This window comes from Niveibacterium terrae (genome assembly GCF_048213115.1).
GTDB classification, from domain to species: domain Bacteria; phylum Pseudomonadota; class Gammaproteobacteria; order Burkholderiales; family Rhodocyclaceae; genus Niveibacterium; species Niveibacterium terrae.
In genome coordinates, this window is sequence record NZ_CP172404.1 from 2,582,982 (window position 1) to 2,601,122 (window position 18,141).

The 18,141-nt window shown below is 67.1% G+C and carries 15 protein-coding genes; 4 read left to right on the forward strand and 11 right to left on the reverse strand.

The window, feature by feature from the left end; translation table 11 throughout:
- Positions 1-76: 76 nt before the first annotated feature.
- The 4 genes from ACHFB9_RS11935 to ACHFB9_RS11950 form a co-directional block, all read right to left on the reverse strand.
- Positions 77-1,741, reverse strand: coding sequence for a DEAD/DEAH box helicase (locus ACHFB9_RS11935; RefSeq protein WP_417067381.1), 1,665 nt, complete (start codon positions 1,739-1,741; stop codon positions 77-79).
- A gap of 231 nt (positions 1,742-1,972) precedes the next feature.
- Complete coding sequence (locus tag ACHFB9_RS11940) at positions 1,973-2,488, reverse strand: GNAT family N-acetyltransferase (protein WP_417067383.1); 516 nt, start codon at positions 2,486-2,488, stop codon at positions 1,973-1,975.
- 87 nt (positions 2,489-2,575) lie between these two features.
- The gene (locus ACHFB9_RS11945; RefSeq protein ID WP_417067385.1) at positions 2,576-3,235 is read right to left on the reverse strand and encodes an HAD family hydrolase; all 660 of its coding nucleotides are present in this window, start codon (positions 3,233-3,235) and stop codon (positions 2,576-2,578) included.
- Between the two features lie 45 nt (positions 3,236-3,280).
- Positions 3,281-4,369, reverse strand: a complete 1,089-nt coding sequence (locus tag ACHFB9_RS11950; protein ID WP_417067386.1) for a hypothetical protein — start codon at positions 4,367-4,369, stop codon at positions 3,281-3,283.
- Positions 4,370-4,457: 88 nt separating this feature from the next.
- On the opposite strand from ACHFB9_RS11950, the gene ACHFB9_RS11955 reads away from it, so the two are divergent.
- Positions 4,458-6,863 (forward strand): LuxR C-terminal-related transcriptional regulator, encoded by a 2,406-nt coding sequence (locus ACHFB9_RS11955; protein ID WP_417067388.1) that lies wholly within the window; start codon positions 4,458-4,460, stop codon positions 6,861-6,863.
- A 48-nt stretch (positions 6,864-6,911) separates the two neighbouring features.
- Here ACHFB9_RS11955 and alaS read toward each other — a convergent pair whose 3' ends face one another.
- The 6 genes from alaS to ACHFB9_RS11985 all read right to left on the reverse strand — a co-directional run bounded on the left by alaS (position 6,912) and on the right by ACHFB9_RS11985 (position 15,158).
- Positions 6,912-9,539, reverse strand: coding sequence for an alanine--tRNA ligase (alaS, locus tag ACHFB9_RS11960; protein WP_417067389.1), 2,628 nt, complete (start codon positions 9,537-9,539; stop codon positions 6,912-6,914).
- A gap of 113 nt (positions 9,540-9,652) precedes the next feature.
- Complete coding sequence (locus ACHFB9_RS11965; protein WP_417067391.1) at positions 9,653-10,849, reverse strand: ABC transporter permease; 1,197 nt, start codon at positions 10,847-10,849, stop codon at positions 9,653-9,655.
- On the reverse strand, positions 10,846-11,598 hold the full coding sequence (locus ACHFB9_RS11970; protein WP_417067393.1) for an ATP-binding cassette domain-containing protein: 753 nt from the start codon (positions 11,596-11,598) through the stop codon (positions 10,846-10,848). The genes ACHFB9_RS11965 and ACHFB9_RS11970 overlap by 4 nt, the downstream gene beginning before the upstream one ends.
- Positions 11,595-13,061, reverse strand: coding sequence for an alpha/beta fold hydrolase (locus ACHFB9_RS11975; protein ID WP_417067394.1), 1,467 nt, complete (start codon positions 13,059-13,061; stop codon positions 11,595-11,597). Before ACHFB9_RS11975 ends, ACHFB9_RS11970 begins: the two co-directional genes overlap by 4 nt.
- Positions 13,062-13,150: 89 nt before the next feature.
- Positions 13,151-13,891: a glycerophosphodiester phosphodiesterase gene (gene ugpQ / locus ACHFB9_RS11980; protein WP_417067395.1), complete on the reverse strand. Its 741-nt coding sequence runs from the start codon at positions 13,889-13,891 to the stop codon at positions 13,151-13,153.
- Between the two features lie 4 nt (positions 13,892-13,895).
- The gene (locus tag ACHFB9_RS11985) at positions 13,896-15,158 is read right to left on the reverse strand and encodes an extracellular solute-binding protein (protein ID WP_417067397.1); all 1,263 of its coding nucleotides are present in this window, start codon (positions 15,156-15,158) and stop codon (positions 13,896-13,898) included.
- Between the two features lie 153 nt (positions 15,159-15,311).
- Between ACHFB9_RS11985 and ACHFB9_RS11990 the strand changes: the two genes are divergently transcribed.
- Genes ACHFB9_RS11990 through ACHFB9_RS12000 form a run of 3 tightly spaced genes read left to right on the forward strand, consistent with a single transcriptional unit; the run spans position 15,312 to position 17,202 of the window.
- The gene (locus ACHFB9_RS11990; RefSeq protein ID WP_417067399.1) at positions 15,312-15,704 is read left to right on the forward strand and encodes a hypothetical protein; all 393 of its coding nucleotides are present in this window, start codon (positions 15,312-15,314) and stop codon (positions 15,702-15,704) included.
- Positions 15,705-15,763: 59 nt separating this feature from the next.
- Entirely contained in the window at positions 15,764-16,828 is a 1,065-nt protein-coding gene (gene rlmM / locus ACHFB9_RS11995) for a 23S rRNA (cytidine(2498)-2'-O)-methyltransferase RlmM (protein WP_417067400.1), read from the forward strand.
- Positions 16,825-17,202 carry a YchJ family protein gene (locus ACHFB9_RS12000; RefSeq protein ID WP_417067401.1) on the forward strand — a complete coding sequence of 126 codons (378 nt, stop codon included), beginning with the start codon at positions 16,825-16,827 and terminating at the stop codon, positions 17,200-17,202. The genes rlmM and ACHFB9_RS12000 overlap by 4 nt, the downstream gene beginning before the upstream one ends.
- On the opposite strand, the gene ACHFB9_RS12005 is transcribed toward ACHFB9_RS12000, so the two are convergent.
- Complete coding sequence (locus ACHFB9_RS12005; RefSeq protein ID WP_417067403.1) at positions 17,181-18,089, reverse strand: LysR substrate-binding domain-containing protein; 909 nt, start codon at positions 18,087-18,089, stop codon at positions 17,181-17,183. The genes ACHFB9_RS12000 and ACHFB9_RS12005 overlap by 22 nt on opposite strands.
- Positions 18,090-18,141: the final 52 nt, after the last annotated feature.

Sequence of the window (18,141 nt, forward strand, 5' to 3'; positions counted from 1 at the left end):
CTTTTGACCCAGCTCACCCCCGCTGCAGGCAAAAAAAAGCCGACCCGAGGGTCGGCAGTTATCGGACGGGCCTGGATCAGGCTTCAAACTTGCGGCGCGGGCGGTCGGAGTTGAAGCCGGACGGACGGCCTTCGCCGAATCCCTTGCGATCACCAAAGCTCTTGCGCTCGCCAAAACCACGCGATTCACCGCCGCTGCGCTCAGCGGATAAGCCTTCGCGGTGTGCGCCAAAGCCAGGAGCCTTGCGGTCGGCGAAGGGCTTGCGGTCGCCAAAGCTCTTGCGCTCGCCAAAGGCCGGCCGATCGGAGAAAGTGCCCCGTCCGGAAGTCGCGCTGCGCTCGGGAGAAGCGGTGCGATCAGCGAAGGGTTTGCGATCGCCGAAAGCGGGCCGGTCGCCGAAGGGCTTGCGATCGGCAAAAGCCGGGCGCTCGGAAGAGCGATCGCCATAGGGCTTGCGATCACCCTCAGGACGGCGGGCGGAGAATCCACCCTCTTCGCGACGGCCCGAGAAGCTGCCTTGCGGACGGCGATCGCCATAACCACCGCGGCGCGCTTCAAACGGACGACCGCCGCCGCGGCGCTCGTTCGGGTCGAAATGAGCTTCCATGCCCTCGACCTGATCGATCGCGACGCGGCGACCGATGAAGCGCTCGATCCGGCGCAGCACTCCGATGTCTTCGCGCCCGACGAAGGACACCGCGACGCCGCTCGCGCCCGCCCGGCCGGTCCGGCCGATACGGTGCACATAGTCTTCAGCGAAGCGCGGCAGATCGAAGTTGAAAACGTGGGTGATCGCCGGAACGTCGATGCCGCGCGCAGCGACATCGGTCGCGACGAGGATGCGGGCATCGCCGCGGCGCAGCTGGTTCAGCATACGGGTGCGCTGGCGCTGCTGCAGGTCGCCGTGCAGAGCGACCGCGGCATGGCCTTCCGCGTCCAGCGCCTCGGCCAGCGCTTCGGCATCGCGCTTCGTGCCGGTGAAGATGACCGCCTGACCGCAGGCTTCGTCGGCGAGCCAGTGGCTCAGCAGGCGACGCTTGTGACCGAAGTTGTCCACATAGACGACCTTCTGGTCGATCGCATCGACGTTCGAGACTTGCGCCTTCACTTCGATGATCTTGGGTTCGCGCTGCAGCCGGTGCGACAGATCCTGGATGCTGCGCGACAGCGTCGCGGTGAAGCAGACGGTCTGACGGTCCTCCGGAAGCTTGGCGGCGATGGCCAGCACGTCTTCGGAAAAGCCCATGTCCAGCATGCGATCGGCTTCGTCGAGGATCAGCACTTCAAGGCGCGAAAAGTCGAGGTGGCCGGACTGCATCTGATCCATCAGGCGACCGGGGGTCGCGACCAGGATCTCATGCGGCGCGGCGAGCAGGCGGTTCTGTTCGCGGTAGGACTCGCCACCGGTCACGCAGACCGTCTTGACGCGGGACATGCCCCCCGAGAAGCTCTTCGCGGCCTGAGCGACCTGCTGAGCGAGCTCGCGGGTCGGCGTCAGAACCATGATCCGCGGGCCGATGCTGCGGCTCTTGGGGGCTTCGGACAGCCGGACCAGAGAGGGCAGCAGGAAGGCGGCGGTCTTGCCGGTTCCGGTCGGCGCGGACGCGATCAGGTCGTGATTGTCACGCAGCAGCGGAATGGCTTCGAGCTGAACCGGAGTCGGCGTGGTGAGGCCCAGGCGGGCAAGAGTGGATTCGATTTGCGGGCCAAGGCCCAGAGCGGAAAAGCCGCTATCAGTCATAGGATCTCCAGGGGGGATGAGGGAATCCGCGGCGCAAGGCACAGAACCGGGCCGAAAAAGGCTCGGGCGCTATTGGCATCACTGCAAAACATCGATGCCAACCGGATTTGCGTCAGACAGGTGACGCGGGGAGCTGGAGATCGATGCATGCCGGAGAAATCCGGCAGCCGGGGACGAAGGGATCGATTAGACCACAGAAGGGTGAAATCACCAAGAACTATCTGAGCGAAGTCAGAACGCGGGATCCAGCCCCAGCCGCGCACCGCCTCTGACTGAGCGCACGCCGGGCCTCTCGAGCAGGCGCTCGCCCCGGGCCATCACTCCCTCTTCGACGAGGGTGAAGCCCAGCCGGTCGGCCAGGCCCATCATCGCCTCGTTGCTGCGCAAACAGCGGATCCGCGCGGCGCTCGCGCCGCGCGACGCGAGCATGCGCAAAACGCGCTCGCCCAGCGCCAAAGCGAAACCGTTGAGCTGCCAGTTGGGCAGGACCGAGAAAGCGAGCTCGAAACAGCGGTTCGGATCGGGAGCCGCCTGAACCAGGCCGACCAGTTCCCGGCGAGGGCTCAGGACTCCGCAGAACAGATCGGTCGCGAAGTCGAAATCCGCGACGATCTCGTCGAGCGCCGCGTCCGGGTACAGGTGACCGAAGCGCAGATAGCGCAAGCCGGGCGGCAGACCGTGGAGATGGGCGCACATCAGATCGCGGTCATCTTCGGTCAGGCCGCGAAGCAACCAGTCCTGTTGCACATCGACACCTTGGCGGGGAGGGACTCAGGATTGTCCTCGCTCGACGGCTCCAGCACCCCCGACTGGATCAAGAAGCGCACACCCGGTTCAGGGCAGTGCCCGGCACTGCTCCATCCAGTCCCGGTAATCGGACAGGGCCCAGCGCGCGCCAGCCGCGCGCGCCGCGGCACCGCTGATCCCGGTCAGCACTGCGGCGACCGAGCAGCCAGCCGCAACGCCCGCGGCGATCCCGAGCGTGGAATCCTCGTGGACAAGCGCGCGCTCGGGCGCGACGCCCAGGCGGCGGCAGGCTTCGAGAAAAGGATCGGGATGGGGCTTGCCGCGGAGCACATCTTCGGCGCCCAGACACTGATCGAACGCATCCACGAGGCCCAGTTCGGGAAGGCTGAAGTCGATGTTGATCCGCGGCGCGTTGGTGACCAGCGCCGTTGCGACCCCACGCTCGGCGAGCCAGCCGAGGTATTCGGCAAGACCGGCGAGCGGAGCCAGTTTGCCGCGCGCGATCTCGTGAAAAAGCCTCTCCTTGTCGTCGTGCAGAAACAGCTCTTCATCGGCCGAGATCTCGCGACCGAGCACCGAGCGCATCACGTCCACGGTCCGCCCCGGGATCAGGCGCGGATCGTCGGGCGCAAGCCCGAAACCGCCGTGGCGACGGGCAAACAAGTCCCAGGCGGCGTTGTGAAAAGCGGTGCTGTCGCAGATCGTACCGTCCATGTCGAACAGCACGGCATCAAAAGGAAAGTTCATCTCGAATCCATTTCTGATCGCCAGCGCGCTGGCTTCCCGTTCGGGTCATTTTATCTGGAAGCGTTCGGCGCGCGCCCGGTCGGCTTCGAGGCGCGCGATCAGCGCTTCCCGCCCCAGGCCTTCGTCGTGCCAGAACAGCGCATCGAGTCCGGTCAGCGCAGCGAAATGCTCGCGCGCGGCGGCGATCAGCCAGTCGCAGCGCGCCAGCGTACGCTTCGTGCAGGTCTTGCCGCGCAGATCGTCATCGAGATCGAGGCGGTGGGAGCGCCAGCCCTCGGCGAGATAGAGATCCGCGAGTGTCTCGCCCTGTGCCTTCCCCCAGACGTCGAGAAATCCCCGCAGCCAGCTGAGCACCTCGGGAGCCGCACCCCGCGCGGCAAGGCGCGAGACAAGCCGCTCGTAGCACGCACCGGCGACCCGCTTCTCGAGCGCGAACGCGGCAAGCGCCGCCGCGATCCCGGCAGAAAATTCCAGCTCGAGCAACCAGGCGAAGTAGTTGCGCGTTTCGAATCTCTCGGCCGCGTGGAAGAGCGGCGCCTCCCGGCCGTTGCTGTTGAATTCGGTGAGAGGATCGAAGCGGTACATGTAGCCGAAATCGAACATCCGGATCGCGCCGTCGTCGAGCAGGTTGCCCGGGCACAGATCCCATTCGAAGAGCCCGGCGAGGATCAGCTCTTCGAGCAGAGCGAAGAGCTGGACGAGTCGCCTCTCGTCCCAGTCCGCGACCGCCCCACCGTCTATCCACGGCGACAGGAGCAGCCCTTCGCGAAAGCATCCCCAGACCGTATCGACGCAGCCGGCGAAGCGCTCGCGCCCGCCCGGCAGCGCTTTCAAGGCCGCGATGTCGGCGCGGCGCTGGATCTCGTTCAGGAAGGAGGTCTGGCCATCGACGTTCTGTACGAGACAGCGCGCGCGGGCGCGCTTGAGCGTCCACTCCCGACCCGCGGCCTTGAGGCGCCAGACTTCGGCGGTCAGACCGCCCTCAAGGCGGGCGACGACGAAGTTCTCGTCGCCACGAAGATTCTTCAGAACATCGGCCGGCAGAGGAAGGCGGCCCCTGTCTCCGACCTCGATATCGTTGCCGCTCGCGACGAAGGCGAGCTGGCTCTGTTGACGTTCGCGATCGCGGCTCATCGCAGCACCTCCTTTTGAGGCGATGCTGGGCGCGGACAGCACAATCGTCATCAAGCCCCAGGGTTGATTGTCGGGGTAGGATTGCCGCATGAGCGACGAGAACCTCAACCCTCCGCCCCCATTTCAGCCCGACCTGCCCCGCCCGCGGGTCATGGCGACGCTGCAGGCGGCGCTCGCCCGGCAGATCGTCGCGCTGATCTGCCCGGGCGGCTTCGGCAAGACCTGCGCGCTGCGCAGCTTCTGGCTGGAATGGGAAGGCCCCAAGGCCTGGCTGGATCTGGCAAGAGCAGCCGACTTGCTCGCGAGCTGGGGCCATGCGCGCAGCTTCGTCGAAGACTCTGGCCTGATCGTCATCGACGGCATCGAACACCTGACTGCCCGCGATGCGCCGGTGCTCGCCCAGGCGCTCGATCTGTCGCCGCGCGGCATCCGCTTCATCCTGTCCGGCCGCTCGGCGGGCGGCCTTCCGCTGCCGCTGTGGCGCTCCCAGAACCGGTTGGCCAGCCTGAACGCCCATGCGCTGGCGCTCGGCACCGAAGAATGGCGAGAGCTCGGCTTCACTGGCGAGGCCGCGGACTGGGCGGGTTGGTGGGGCGCAAGGCAGGCCTCGGTGTTGCCCGACGCGCCCTGGGATTCCGAGTTCGCGGCCTGGCTGGATCAGGCCTGGCTGGCCGGGCTCGACGACGCGAGCCTGGCCGACCTCGGCTGCGCGGCACTGCTGCCCGAAGCGAACGCCGAGATCTTCGCGATGCTCGGCAACAGCGCCCAGATCGAGCGCAGCCTGACCGAAGTCGCGCTGCGCGCTGGCCCGCTGTGCATGCCGACCGGAGGAATCCGCCTCGCCGCGCGCTATCGTCCCTATCTGGTCGCCGCGTGGCGAACGCGCTCTCCCGAAGCCTGGCGCAGCGCGGTCGAGACCGGCACGAGCCGGCTGCTCGCGCGCGGCCACGGCGCTCTGGCCGCGCAGATCGTCACCGGCGTCGGCGATGCCGCGCTCGCCTCGAGCCTGGCCTCCGAGGTCCTGCACCAGGCGGGCTGGTTCCTGTTGCTCTCCCGCCACCAGAACCTGCTGCGCGCTCTGCTCGACGTGATGGATCCGGTCAGCGGCGGCGTCGAACTGAAGATCTTCGAGGCGGCGTGGAAGGTGCTGGTCAGCCGGCGACCGCACGAAGCCGAAGCGCTGGTCGATCAGCTCTGCAAGGAGGAAGACTCCCGGATCGCCGGCCCCGCCCAGGCGCTGAACGCCTCGATCGCGCTGCAGTACGACGCCTTCGCCTGCGCGCTGGAGCATGTCGCCGCATCCCGCGCCAGCTTCAGCGACGACCTCCATCCTGCGGCGAGCCTCGCCGAGCTGATCGAAGCGAGCACGCGCCAGGCCCTCGGGGAATTCGACAAGGCCGCGCCGCTGCTCGCACATGTGCTGTCCTGCGCCGACCGCGACCGTCTGGATCACCTTCAGTTCGAAGCGCTGCACCGGCGCGCGAGCGCCGCGGCACAGGCCGGGGACATCGATCTCGCTCTGCGCTGGTGTTCGGAACAGCGCCAGCGCATCCAGTTCGCCGGCCTCGAATCGGCCGCAACGCTGGACGCGAGCGCCCGCCTCGAAGCCTCGCTCAGGCTGCGCCGGCTCGACGCGAACGCGGCACGCCGGGCTCTCGAAAGCGGCCAGGGCGCGACCGAGGCCTTCGGTCATTACTGGAGCTTCCCCTACGCAACCCAGCAGACGATCGCCAGCCTCGTCGAGAACGACGCGCCGGGCGCCCGGGAAGGCGTCGCCTGGCTGGAGGCCCAGCTCGCCGAATCCTTCGTCTGTCTCAAATGGAAGACCGACGCACTGCTGCCGCGGATATGGTTGCGTTCGCGCGAAGCCGACCGCGACGGCCTGCTCGAAATTGCCGAGCGCAGCGCGGCCGAGAGCTGGCCGGACACGATCTACCGCGACCGGCGCGACATCTATTGCTCTGCCGCACGCCTGCTCGCCCGCGAGGCGCCCGACCTGGACAGGCTCGCGGCGATCGCGCGCGGCGAGAACGAACGCGCCGATCTGGCGCGCAAGCTGATCGCGCTCGCCCGCGAGGACAGCGAAGCTCTGCTCGGACTCGTCCAGCGCTCGGCCCGCGCACGGGACAGCCTGGACTGGCTATGGCTCGCTCCGCGCGCGCTCGCGCCGCTCGAAACGCTGCTCGGCGCTCCGGCCCTGGCCGGCGATGCGCTGACCCGTGGCTGGCTGCGCGAGCTGATCCAGCACCTGCTCTCGCCCGGCGAAGGACAGGCGCAGCCCGAGCCAGGGCTTCGCCCGGCCCAGCCGCCGGCGGGCCTGACCCAGAAGGAGTGGGAAGTGCTGCGCCTGATCGGCGAGCAGCTGACCAACGAACAGATCGCCGCCCGCCTGCACGTGTCGCTGGCAACCGTGAAGACGCACATCAATCACGTTTACTCGAAGCTCGCGATCGAAACCCGCAGCGAAGCGGTGCTCAAGGCGAGGACGCTCTGAAAAAACAAGGCCGCCCGAAGGCGGCCTTGTTCATTATGGCGATCGGTCTCAGAGCTTCTCTTCGAGCAGCTTGAGCGCCGCGGCGATCGCTTCAGGCAGTTTCTCGGGCAGGGTTCCACCGGCCTGGGCCATGTCGGGGCGGCCACCGCCCTTGCCGCCGACGATGCCGGCCGCGAGGCTGACGATCTCGCCGGCCTTGACCTTGCCGGTCAGCGCCTTCGAGACCATGGCCACCAGCGCGACCTTGCCGTCGTTGACCGACGCGGCGAGCACGACGCCCTCACCGAGCTGGTCGCGGATCTTGTCCGAAACCTCGCGCAGCGCCGCGCCTTCGACCTTGTCGAGGCTCACCGCGACGACCTTGACTCCATTGATCGTCCGGCTACCCGACTTGACCAGCTCGTCGAGCTGGGACAGCACCAGCTGGCTCTTCAGCGCAGCGATCTCTTTGTCGGCCGCCTTGATCTGCTCCTGCATCTGCGCAACTCGGGCCACCGCCTCGCCCGCCGGCAGCTTCAGCGTTGCGGCGAGCTCGCCGAGCAAAGCCTCCTGCTGCTGGATCAGCGCCAGAGCCGCTTCACCAGTCACCGCTTCGATCCGGCGGATGCCCGCTGCAACGCCGCTCTGCGCGACGATCTTGATGAAGCCGATGTCGCCGGTGCGGGCAACGTGGGTGCCGCCGCAGAATTCGCGGGTCGAGCCGATCTCGACGACGCGGACGTCGTCGCCGTACTTCTCGCCGAACAACATCATCGCGCCGGTCTTCTGCGCTTCCTCGATCGGCAGCACGCGGGTCAACGTCGCCGCGTTAGCGAGCACTTCACGGATCACGATCGCCTCGACGCGGCGGATGTCCTCGTCGGAGAGCGGAGCATTGTGCGCGAAGTCGAAGCGGGTCTTGCCCGAGTCGACCTGGGAGCCCTTCTGCTGGACGTGAGCACCGAGCACTTCGCGCAGCGCCTTGTGCAACAGGTGGGTCGCCGAGTGGTTGCGCGCGGTCGCAGCGCGGCGCGCGCCATCGACGCGGGCGGTAAAGGTATCGCCGATGCGGATCTCGCCTTCGACGAGCTGACCGTGGTGGCCGAACACGTCGGCCTGGATCTTCTGCGTGTCCTCGACGAGGAAGCGTGTCGTACCGTTCTGCAGCACGCCGGCATCGCCGACCTGACCGCCGGATTCGGCATAGAAAGGCGTGTCATCGAGCACGACGACCGCATCCTGGCCGGGTTTCGCAACATCGACCGCGACGCCGTCGACATAGACCGCGGTCACTTTCGCGCCTTCGACGATCAGCTTCTCGTAACCGTGGAAAGTCGTCGGCTCGCCGTCGTATTCGAGCGCGGCGGCCATCTTGAACTTGCCGGCCGCCCTCGCCTGTTCGCGCTGGCGCGCCATCGCCGCGTCGAAACCGGCGGCATCGACGGTGTAGTCGCGCTCGCGGCAGACGTCGGCGGTCAGGTCGAGCGGGAAGCCGTAGGTATCGTGCAGCTTGAAGGCGAGTTCGCCATCGAGCACGGTCGCACCCGATGCCTTCAGCGCGGCGAGCGCCGTCTCGAGGATCTCCATGCCGTTCTGGATCGTCCGGAAGAAACCTTCTTCCTCTTCGCGGAGCACCGCAACGACCTTGTCCTGGGCCTTCGCGAGGTCGGGATAGGCTTCGCCCATCTCGGCGACCAGATCGGGCACCAGCTTGTAGAAGAACGCGGCGCGGGCGCCGAGCTTGTAGCCGTGGCGGATCGCGCGGCGGATGATCCGGCGCAGCACATAACCGCGGCCGGCATTGCCCGGAATCACGCCGTCGGCGACGAGGAAGGAGCAGGCGCGGATGTGGTCGGCCAACACCTTCAGCGAAGGGCTGTCCATATCGGCCGCGCTGGTCTCGCGCGCCGCGGCACGGATCAGGTTCTGGAACAGGTCGATCTCGTAGTTGCTGTGCACATGCTGCAGCACGGCCGAGATCCGCTCCAGGCCCATACCGGTATCGACGCTGGGACGGGGCAACTTGTGCATGACGCCCGCTTCGTCGCGGTTGAACTGCATGAACACGTTGTTCCAGATCTCGATGTAGCGGTCGCCGTCCTCGTCCGGGCTTCCCGGAGGGCCGCCCCAGATGCCTTCGCCGTGGTCGTAGAAGATCTCGGAACAGGGGCCGCAGGGGCCGGTGTCACCCATCATCCAGAAGTTGTCGGATGCGTAGCGGGCACCCTTGTTGTCGCCGATCCGGATCACGCGCTCGGCGGGTACGCCGATCTCGCGCGTCCAGATGTCGTAAGCCTCGTCATCGTCCGCATAGACGGTGACCCAGAGCTTCTCGGAGGGCAGTTTGTAGACCTGGGTCAGCAGCTCCCACGCGAAAGAGATCGCGTCGTGCTTGAAGTAGTCGCCAAAGCTGAAGTTGCCCAGCATCTCGAAGAAGGTGTGGTGGCGAGCCGTATAGCCGACGTTCTCGAGGTCGTTGTGCTTGCCGCCGGCCCGCACGCACTTCTGCGCCGTCGTCGCACGCGTATAGGGTCGCTTGTCGAAACCGAGGAAGACGTCCTTGAACTGGTTCATCCCCGCGTTCGTGAAGAGCAGCGTCGGATCGTCGCCGGGGACAAGCGAGCTGGACGAGACGATCTGGTGCCCCTTGGAGGCGAAGAACTCGAGGAACTGGCGGCGAATCTCTGCGCTTTTCATAACGTTCCGTGGCGATGCGCCGCAAGGGCGCAAATTCATCAATGAAGCGGGGATTTTACCGGAAGCGGGCGCGTCTGGCTTATGCGCCGAGCGGCACGCCTCCATTCGGGCTTTCAGGCGCGACCGAAAATTATGTCTTCGCGACGCAGAAGCGCCGCGATCGCGGTCAGTGCGACCAGAGTCAGAGCGATGGCCACGCCGGTCGGAGCGAGCAGATCGATCGCCCTCAGGGTCTCGCCGCGCAGCGCCCGCTCCATGACCAGCTGCTGACCCAGGGCCGGAATGAAGCGCAGCGCCGGCAAGGTCTTGTCGGGCAGGAAGAGCCCGGCCATCGGCGCGAAATTGATCAGCAGTGCCAGGTACTGCGCATAGGTCTGGGCTTCCTTGAAGTTGCGCCCAAAAGTCGCGAGCAGCATCTGGGCGGCCGCGACCATCGCGACGAAGGGCAGCAGCATCGTCGCGAAGATGCCCACTTCGCGCCAGCCGAACTGCATCATCGCCGAGAGCTCCTCGTTGCGAATCGCGCGCGCCGCGCCCCAGTAGCCGGCGATCATCAGCGCGATCATCGCCACGCCGACCGCACTGACCAGCAGCCATTTGCCGACCACGACCGATTCGCGCGCGACCGGCGCGCCCAGCAGAGGTTCGAGCGAACCGCGCTCGCGCTCGCCAGCGGTCACGTCGATCGCGTTGGCGAGGCAGCCGTAGGCGGACAGCATCAGCGTCAGCATCGGCACGATGAAGAGGATCTGGCTGCCCCGCGCCGACGCGCTCGCGACATCGACTTCCTCGGTCGCAACGACTTTCTGGATCGCGGGCGGCACGCCCTGGACGATCAGCCGTGCATCGCCCTGCTCGCGATTGAACGCATCGAGCACGCGTCGGGCGATCTGCCAGGACGGGTCGGATCTCTGGTTCGTGCTGTCGTGGAGGATCTCGATGCTCGCCGTCTGGCCGCGCGCGAACCTGTCCGCGAAGTCGGCCGGAACGCGCATCACCGCGATCGAGAGCCTGCCGCGGCGGATCGCCTCTTCATAGCCGGCGGGAGCCGCCTCTATCCTGACGCCGTTGCGCCGCATGAAATTCGCCAGTTCGGGCGCGCGCGCAATGCCATCGACGCGGACGACTTTTTCTCTCGACTCGCGGACCAGCGAGCCCAGATACTCGGTCATCAGGAACAGCGTCAGGGGGCCGACGACGAGCGAGACGATCAACACGGTCAGCATCGTGCGCCGGTCGCGCAGCGCGTCAAGCCTCTCCTTGCCGAACACGGCCAGCACTTCGCGCCAGCGGGGGAAAACCATCCTCATGCCATCACCTCGCCGAGCACCATCTGCATGAAAGCCTCCTCGAATGATTCGCATCCGGCGCGCGCCTCGATGCCGGCCGGAGTGTCCTGGGCGACCGAGCGGCCAGCGGCGACGATGACGACCTCGTCGGCCAGCGCCACGACCTCCTGCATGATGTGTGTCGAGAGCAGGATGCAGCGGCCCTCGTCGCGCAGGCGGCGCAGCAGCGCGCGGACCGTGCGCAGGGTCATGATGTCCAGCCCGTTGGTCGGCTCGTCGAGGATCAGGTTTTGCGGGTCGTGCACGAGCGCACGGGCCAGCGCGACCTTCATCCGCTCGCCCTGGGAGAAACCGTCGGTGCGCCGATCGGCCAGCGCTTCGAGTTCGAGCATCGCGATGACGGCCTCGACACGGGACAGCCCTCTCTTACCGTCCAGGCCGTGCAGACGCGCAAAGTAGGCGATGTTCTCGCGCGCCGTCAGACGCGGGTAGAGTCCCCGCGCGTCGGAGAGCACACCCAGCCTCGCCCTGACCATCAGAGCCGCCGAGCGACAATCGTGGCCATCGACCCGCGCCAGGCCGGAACTGGGCTGAACCAGAGTCGCGAGCATCCTCATCGTCGTCGTCTTGCCCGCCCCGTTCGGCCCCAGCAGAGCCGTGATCCGCCCATCGGGCGCGCTGAAACTGACGTCGCGGACCGCCTGGACGCATTGCCGCGCGCGACCCCGACCAGAGCTGAACTCCTTCGCTAGCGCTTGGGCTTCGATCATCGTTCGGCTCCGTTCAAAGGCGGCAGGAAGGCAGTGGGCCGCGGAATCCGCGCGAGGCAGGCGCCGTCGATCGCCGCGCCGGGCACACGGACAAAACGGGTGATCAGATCCTCGGCACAAGGCGCACCGCTGACCGAATGACCCAGATTGGGCGCGACGAGGGCGCGGACATGGCTCATCTTCGCCAGAAGCGCCCGCGCATGACCGGGCGGCGTGACCGGATCGAGCCCTCCCGACAGCGTCAGCACAGGGACATCGCCGGATGGTCGGGCGTAGAAAGCGTCGGGCACCTGAGCGCGCGGAAAGCTCGCACACATCAATGCGTAATAACGGGCAAGCTGGCCGCCGAAGATTCCCCGGCGCTCAAAATCCTCGCGCTTGACGCGGGGAAGGTCTTCGGAGCAGAGCACGGCGAAGTGCATGCCGAGCGCGAATCCGCCTTCCAGACCGTCGCCGGGCGAGCTGGACAAGGCCATCAGCGCCGAAGCGTCGCCGCGCGTCGCGCGGTCTATCGCAAAAGGCAGCATCCTCGCCGTCTGCGGCGCGTAGAGCGGCGTACGCAGACTGGCCGTCAGCACGCTCGTGTCGGCCGTGAGCGACAGCACGCGGCCATCGTCGGGCGCGCGCAGCGCGAGCGTCCGGGTATCGGCGGCAAGCCAGCGCTGCAGATTCGCGCGCAGATCGGGCAGGCGGCGCGCGCACTCGCGCTCCGCCTCGCAGGAAGCGAGCCAGAAGCTCAGCATCGCTTCGGCATCGCGGGCGAAACTCGCCGGCAGCGCCATGTCGGCCGGCGCGACGCTGTCAAGCACGATGCTGCGCACCGCCGCGGGAAACTGGCGGTGATATTCGAGCGCCGCGCGCGTGCCATAGGACACGCCCCACAGGTTGAGCTTCGGCCCGCCCAGAGCCCGACGCACCGCTTCGAAATCGCGGACCGCGACGCTGGTGATGTACTGGCGCAGATCCCGTCCTGCGCGTTCATGGCGCATCGCGCAGGCCGCCACCGCCTGCTGCTGGTGCGCAAGGCTCAAGGCCAGAGGATCGCGCCCCGGATCGGGCATCGCGCATTCGAGCGGCGCGGAAGCGCCGGTGCCGCGCTGATCGACCAGGATCAGGTCGCGGCGCTGGTTCAGGCTCGCGAACAGCATCGCGACCGGGCCGGCCAGCGAGACCGCCGACTGTCCGGGTCCGCCCGCGATCACGAAGAGCGGATCGGCGTCCTTGAAGCGCGCACCGGCCGGGATCACCGCAAAGCGGATCGAGAGCTTTCGTCCGGCGGGGCGGGAATAGTCCTCGGGCACGCTGACGCTGCCGCACTGCGCTTCCTGGGCGAGGCCCTTGAGGTGGCAGGACGCAAGAGGAACGGCGGGCGCGGCGGGCTTGGCGGAACAGCCGCACAGGGCCAGCAGCGCGGCGAGCAGCAGAGTCGGGGCGAGTCGGAAGGCGATGGGCAAATCGGGCACGGAATCCTCGCACGAAGAAGCCCCGGACAGAGGCTTTGCCTGCGAATTATGCAGGGAGTCCGAAATCCCGCAAGGCTTGCGGGCTTCGTTCAGACGTCCGCGAGAAGATCGGGCCGATCGGTGATCAGCGTATCGACGCCCAGCGCGCGCAGGCGGCGGCCGTGTTCGGCGTCGTTTTCCGTATAGACGGCGAGGCCGTAGCCCGAGGCCTTGATCGCCCTCGCGTCAGCCTCGCGCAAACGGCTGCCGTCGCAGATCAGACCGACCGCGTCGAGCGCGACGAGGGTCGATTCCCAGTCTTCGGGGATGTCTTCGAAGAGCGGCGCGCGCGGCAGATGGGGGGCGAGCCGCGCCGCGACGCAAAGCGCCTCGCGGCTGAACGAGGAGATCAGCGGCAGCCGCGCGGCGCCGGCCGGCCAGGCCTCGGCGGCCATGCTTGCCGCGACGGTCGCGGTCTCGATTGCAAAGCCTTCGGCTGGCTTGATCTCGATGTCGATCACGATGCCCAGCGCCTGGCAGCGGCGGATCGCATCACTGAAGAGCGGGATGCGCTCGCCGGCGAAACGCTCCGCCCGCCAGGCGCCGGCATCGAGCCTCAGCAGCACTTCGTCGGACGTCTCGCAGACCCGGCCGACCCCGTCCGTCGTGCGCTCCAGCGTCTCGTCGTGGATCAGCACCGCGGTGCCGCTGCCCGACAGCATCACGTCGAACTCGACCGCGGTACAGCCTTCGGCCAAAGCGAACTCCAGCGCGATCAGTGTGTTCTCGGGCGCCAGAGTCCCCCCGCAACGGTGGGTCACGAGGGGGGGCAGAGGCCAAGGGCGTTTCATGAGCTCAGCGGCGGCACTGGGCGCAGGACAGCACGCGCTGAACAGCCGTGTCGAGCGCGAGCTTGGCGGCCTTGCCGTCACGCCAGACCGCTTCGAGTTCCTCGTTCAGGATGTTCCGGACCCAGTGGTTGTGGCCGATCGCCGAGGCGCGCGAAGCCGCCGTTGCCGGGCGCGAGACGAGCTCGGTGACCGCGGTCTTGACCGCGCGCAGATCGTCGCCGAGCAGGGAGCTGCCCGCCGCGAACGCTCCGGCCTTGTTCAGCGGCAGATAGCCGGTCGCCTTCTGCCATTCGACCTGCTGGGCGGGTTCGAGCCAGAAGCGGACGAAACGCGCCGCAAGCTTGTTCTCACCCGCACTCTTGCCCGCGGCAGCCCACAGCGCCGGGCCATCGGCCAGCGTGTTCTGCGGCGTCCCCGGCTGATCTTCGTAATACGGCAGAGGCGAGACCGCGACCTTGAAGCCGCCCTTGCTGGCTGCCGCGAATTCGGACTGGCCGGCCAGCATCACGCCGCATTCGCCTTTCGCGAAATGCTCGACCGCTTCATCGCCGCGACCGTAGAACTTCAGATAGTTCGCCTTGGACCAGCTGGCCATCCGCGCAACGTGGCGGACCTGACCGAGGCCATTGACGCTGAGCCCCCCTTTCGGGTTCGCAAACGGCACGTTGTTCCAGGCGCTGACGTTCTCAAGCAGCGTCGTCGCCGGATGCGTGACCGTGACCGGACAGGAGACGCCGGCCTCGGCGAACTTGCCGGCCAGCTCCTGCAGCTCACTCCAGGTGCGCGGACTCTTCGCAACGTTGGCCCCGGCGCGACGGGCGAGATCTTCGTTGATGAACATGACCGGAGTCGACAGCGCAACCGGCAGCGCCAGCAGTTTTCCGCTGCGGTCGAACAGCGCCGGCGATGTCACTCCGCCGACCATCTTGCCCACCTGCAGCGGCTCTCCGGCTTCCTTCATCAGCTGCTGCAGCGGCTTGGTGCGGCCGGCCAGCGACGCTTCCGAGGCTTCGTCGAGAATCATCAGCGAGGGCAGCTTGCCCGCAGAGGGCTCGCGCTCGGCCAGGACCACTTTGCCGGCCTTCGACTGCGCGTTGAAGCGTTCGATCAGCGCGGCCAGCGCTTCGCGCTTGTCGGCGGGAAGCTGGCTCGTCAGCTCGATCTCGGACGCCGAGGCCGCCGGAGCCGCCTGGCGGGAGGCGGGACGGGCCGCGAAAGTGCTCATCGGAAGCGCAGCCAGCGCGAACAGCAAAACTGTCTTTTTCATTGGAATTCCGGAAATTCGGGCAAAGCGGGGATTATAGGCAGCTTGACCGGCGCGGGAAGGGGGCGCCCAAAATTTAATTCACCCGTCATGTCTTTCAAGTTTGCCGGCCAGGTGACGTAATCACCTCAGGATGCATTGCTCTGGTGAAAACTCATGTCGCGCCCTTCTCCCGCCCTGTTCGTGATCGTCTGCCTCGCCGCGCTGGCCGGCTGCGAGCAGCTCGGCATCCCCGATCCGAAGCACGCCGCGGCCGAAGGCCAGGCAATCGGTGCGGCCTGCCGTCAGGCCGGTCGCGCGCTCGAGGACTGCTACCAGCTCAATCCCTCGGCCCCCAAATCCGCGGTCTTCAGCGGCTGGCGGGAGATGAACGACTACATGACCGTGCACAAGATCGCCGACGTCAAACCCCTGCTGCCGCCCCAGCTACCCAAATCGCTGAAGGGGAAAATCCAGGACAGCGGCGATGGTGAAGCGGACAGCAAAGAGAGCAGCGGCGAGACGGACAAGACCACCGATAAAACGGACGCCGCGTCCAGCAAGCCTTGAAGCGCGAGTCCCCCCGGCACTATCCGCTACACTAGCGTCCATCTAATGGAAATTGACAGATGGACCTGACCAGCCAAGCCCTCGCCTATTGCCGCCCCGGATTCGAAAAGGATCTGGCCGCCGAAATGCTCCAGATCTGCGCGAAGGCCGGCCTCGCCTGCCTCGAGCACACCCAGGCCAATTGCGGCTATGTGTTGCTCGACATCGACGCCCCGCTCGACGAGGCGAGCACGCAGCTCACCTACCAGCGCCTCGTCTTCGCCCGCCAGCTGATCTGGGTCCGCCAGGTTCTGGCCGACCTGCCCGATCGCGACCGCCTGAGCCCGCTGATCGCCGCGATCGAGAAGATCCCCGGCCGCTTCGGCCGGATCTGGGCCGAGACCGCCGACACGAACGAGGCGAAGACGCTTTCCTCTTTCCTGAAGCGTTTCATCCCGCATGTCGAACGCACGCTCGTCGAGCGTCGCCGGCTCTCCGACAAGCCCGACACCGCCAACCTTCACCTGTTCTTCACTGATTCGTCCCACGTCTGGATAGGCACTTCCGAACCGCAGTCCTCGTCGCCTTGGCCCATGGGGATCGCCCGTTTGAGGATGCCCCACGACGCACCGAGCCGCTCGACGCTGAAGCTCGCCGAAGCCTTCTTCACGCTGCTGACCGAAGACGAGCGCAAGAATTCGCTGCGCGCCGGCCTGCGCGCGGTCGACCTGGGCGCGGCCCCGGGCGGCTGGACCTGGCAGTTCGTCAGCCGCGGCATCCTGGTCACGGCGATCGACAACGGCCCGATGGGCGAGAAGGTCAAGGCGACCGGACTCGTCGAACACGTGCGCGCCGACGGCTTCGTCTGGAAGCCCGCGAAGCCGGTCGAGTGGATGGTCTGCGACATGGTCGAACAACCTTCGCGAGTCGCCCAGCTGGTCGCCGACTGGGTCGCAGCCGGGCGCTGCCGCCGCTCGATCTTCAACCTGAAGCTGCCGATGAAGAAGCGCCACGACGAGATCGAACGTGCCCGCGCGCTGATCCACAAGCGTCTGTCGATCTCGGGTCGCAACTGGGAGCTGCGCTTCAAGCACCTCTACCACGACCGCGAAGAAATCACCGGCTACCTCGCCGCTATCAAGTGAAGAAGCTAGAGCTGGCCTGCCCCTGCGGCAGCGGCAAACCCTACGCGCACTGCTGCGGTCCGCTGCATGCAGGAGAACCGGCGGCGAGCGCCGAGGCGCTGATGCGCTCGCGCTACAGCGCGTTTGCGCTGAATCTTCCCGACTACCTGCTCGCGAGCTGGCACCCTTCGACCCGCCCGGCCGACCTCACCGAGGAAGGTCCGGCGCCGCGCTGGATAGGACTCAAGGTGCTCGCGGCGGCGAGCGCGGGCGATGCGGCGAGCGTCGAGTTCGTCGCGACCTGCCGGGTCGGCGGGCGCGCCCAGCGCCTGCACGAGAAGAGCCGCTTCGTCCTTGAGGACGGACGCTGGTATTACGTCGACGGAGAGTTCTGAGCGTCCGCGACCCGCTGCTCGGCGCCCTCGACAAAGGCACGCACGACCGCGTCCTGCTCGTCGCGCCAATAGGCCAGCGAACTGTCCATCAGGTAGTCCCGGCCGGCTATCGATTTGAAGACGACGCCGGCGCCGGGCACCGAGGCGCGCAGCAGCGCCGGCAGCATGCCCACCCCCTGGCCCGCACCGACCATCGCCAGCACCATCATCATGTTGGTGGCCTGGAGCACGGAACGCGGCTTGAAACCGACGAATTCGCTCAGTACCGCCGCCCCCTGCTGACGCCCGGAATCCGCGTAGGAGATGAAAACTTCGCCGGCCAGCCGATCGACCGGAACCGCCGGCAAGGCGGCCAGCGGGTGATCCTCGGCAAGCACGACCTGCAGAGGCCACGAGGCGAGCGGGCGAACCTCGATCGCCTCGGGCAGGTCGAGCGCGAGCGTCGTCAGAAAACCGACCTGTATCCGGCGAGTCATCAAGGCCTCGATCTGGGAGACCGGGTCGAGTTCCTGAAGGCTCAGCTCGACCGCCGGATAGCGTTGGCGGAAAGGGCGCACCACCTGCCTCAGCAGACCTGAATAGGCGGCGCTTCCCGAGTAGCCGACGGCCAGACGCCCCAACTCGCCGCGCATCGCCCTCTGCCCCTGAGCCAGCGCACGCTCCGCCTGATCGAGGACGCTGCGGGCCTCATCGAGGAAGAGCCTGCCGGCTTCGGTCAGCGCAACGCCCCGTCCCGTCCGCGCGAAGAGCTTGCCGCCCAGTTCCCGCTCCAGAGCCTGGATCTGGATGCTCAAGGCCGGCTGGGCGATATGGACGCGCAGCGCGGCCCGCCCGAAGTGCCCCTCCTCGGCGGCGGCGACAAAATAGCGCAGGTGGCGCAACTCCATCGATACATTCCAGATATCAATACTGCTTGAATTATATATTGGACACGATATC

Coding starts and splice junctions, on each gene's coding strand:
- ACHFB9_RS11935 (WP_417067381.1), bottom strand. CDS start 1,741: ATGACTGATAGCGGCTTTTCCGCTCTGGGCCTTGGCCCGCAAATCGAA.
- ACHFB9_RS11945 (WP_417067385.1), bottom strand. CDS start 3,235: ATGAACTTTCCTTTTGATGCCGTGCTGTTCGACATGGACGGTACGATC.
- ACHFB9_RS11950 (WP_417067386.1), bottom strand. CDS start 4,369: ATGAGCCGCGATCGCGAACGTCAACAGAGCCAGCTCGCCTTCGTCGCG.
- ACHFB9_RS11955 (WP_417067388.1), top strand. CDS start 4,458: ATGAGCGACGAGAACCTCAACCCTCCGCCCCCATTTCAGCCCGACCTG.
- alaS (WP_417067389.1), bottom strand. CDS start 9,539: ATGAAAAGCGCAGAGATTCGCCGCCAGTTCCTCGAGTTCTTCGCCTCC.
- ACHFB9_RS11965 (WP_417067391.1), bottom strand. CDS start 10,849: ATGAGGATGGTTTTCCCCCGCTGGCGCGAAGTGCTGGCCGTGTTCGGC.
- ACHFB9_RS11970 (WP_417067393.1), bottom strand. CDS start 11,598: ATGATCGAAGCCCAAGCGCTAGCGAAGGAGTTCAGCTCTGGTCGGGGT.
- ugpQ (WP_417067395.1), bottom strand. CDS start 13,891: ATGAAACGCCCTTGGCCTCTGCCCCCCCTCGTGACCCACCGTTGCGGG.
- ACHFB9_RS11985 (WP_417067397.1), bottom strand. CDS start 15,158: ATGAAAAAGACAGTTTTGCTGTTCGCGCTGGCTGCGCTTCCGATGAGC.
- ACHFB9_RS11990 (WP_417067399.1), top strand. CDS start 15,312: ATGTCGCGCCCTTCTCCCGCCCTGTTCGTGATCGTCTGCCTCGCCGCG.
- rlmM (WP_417067400.1), top strand. CDS start 15,764: ATGGACCTGACCAGCCAAGCCCTCGCCTATTGCCGCCCCGGATTCGAA.
- ACHFB9_RS12005 (WP_417067403.1), bottom strand. CDS start 18,089: ATGGAGTTGCGCCACCTGCGCTATTTTGTCGCCGCCGCCGAGGAGGGG.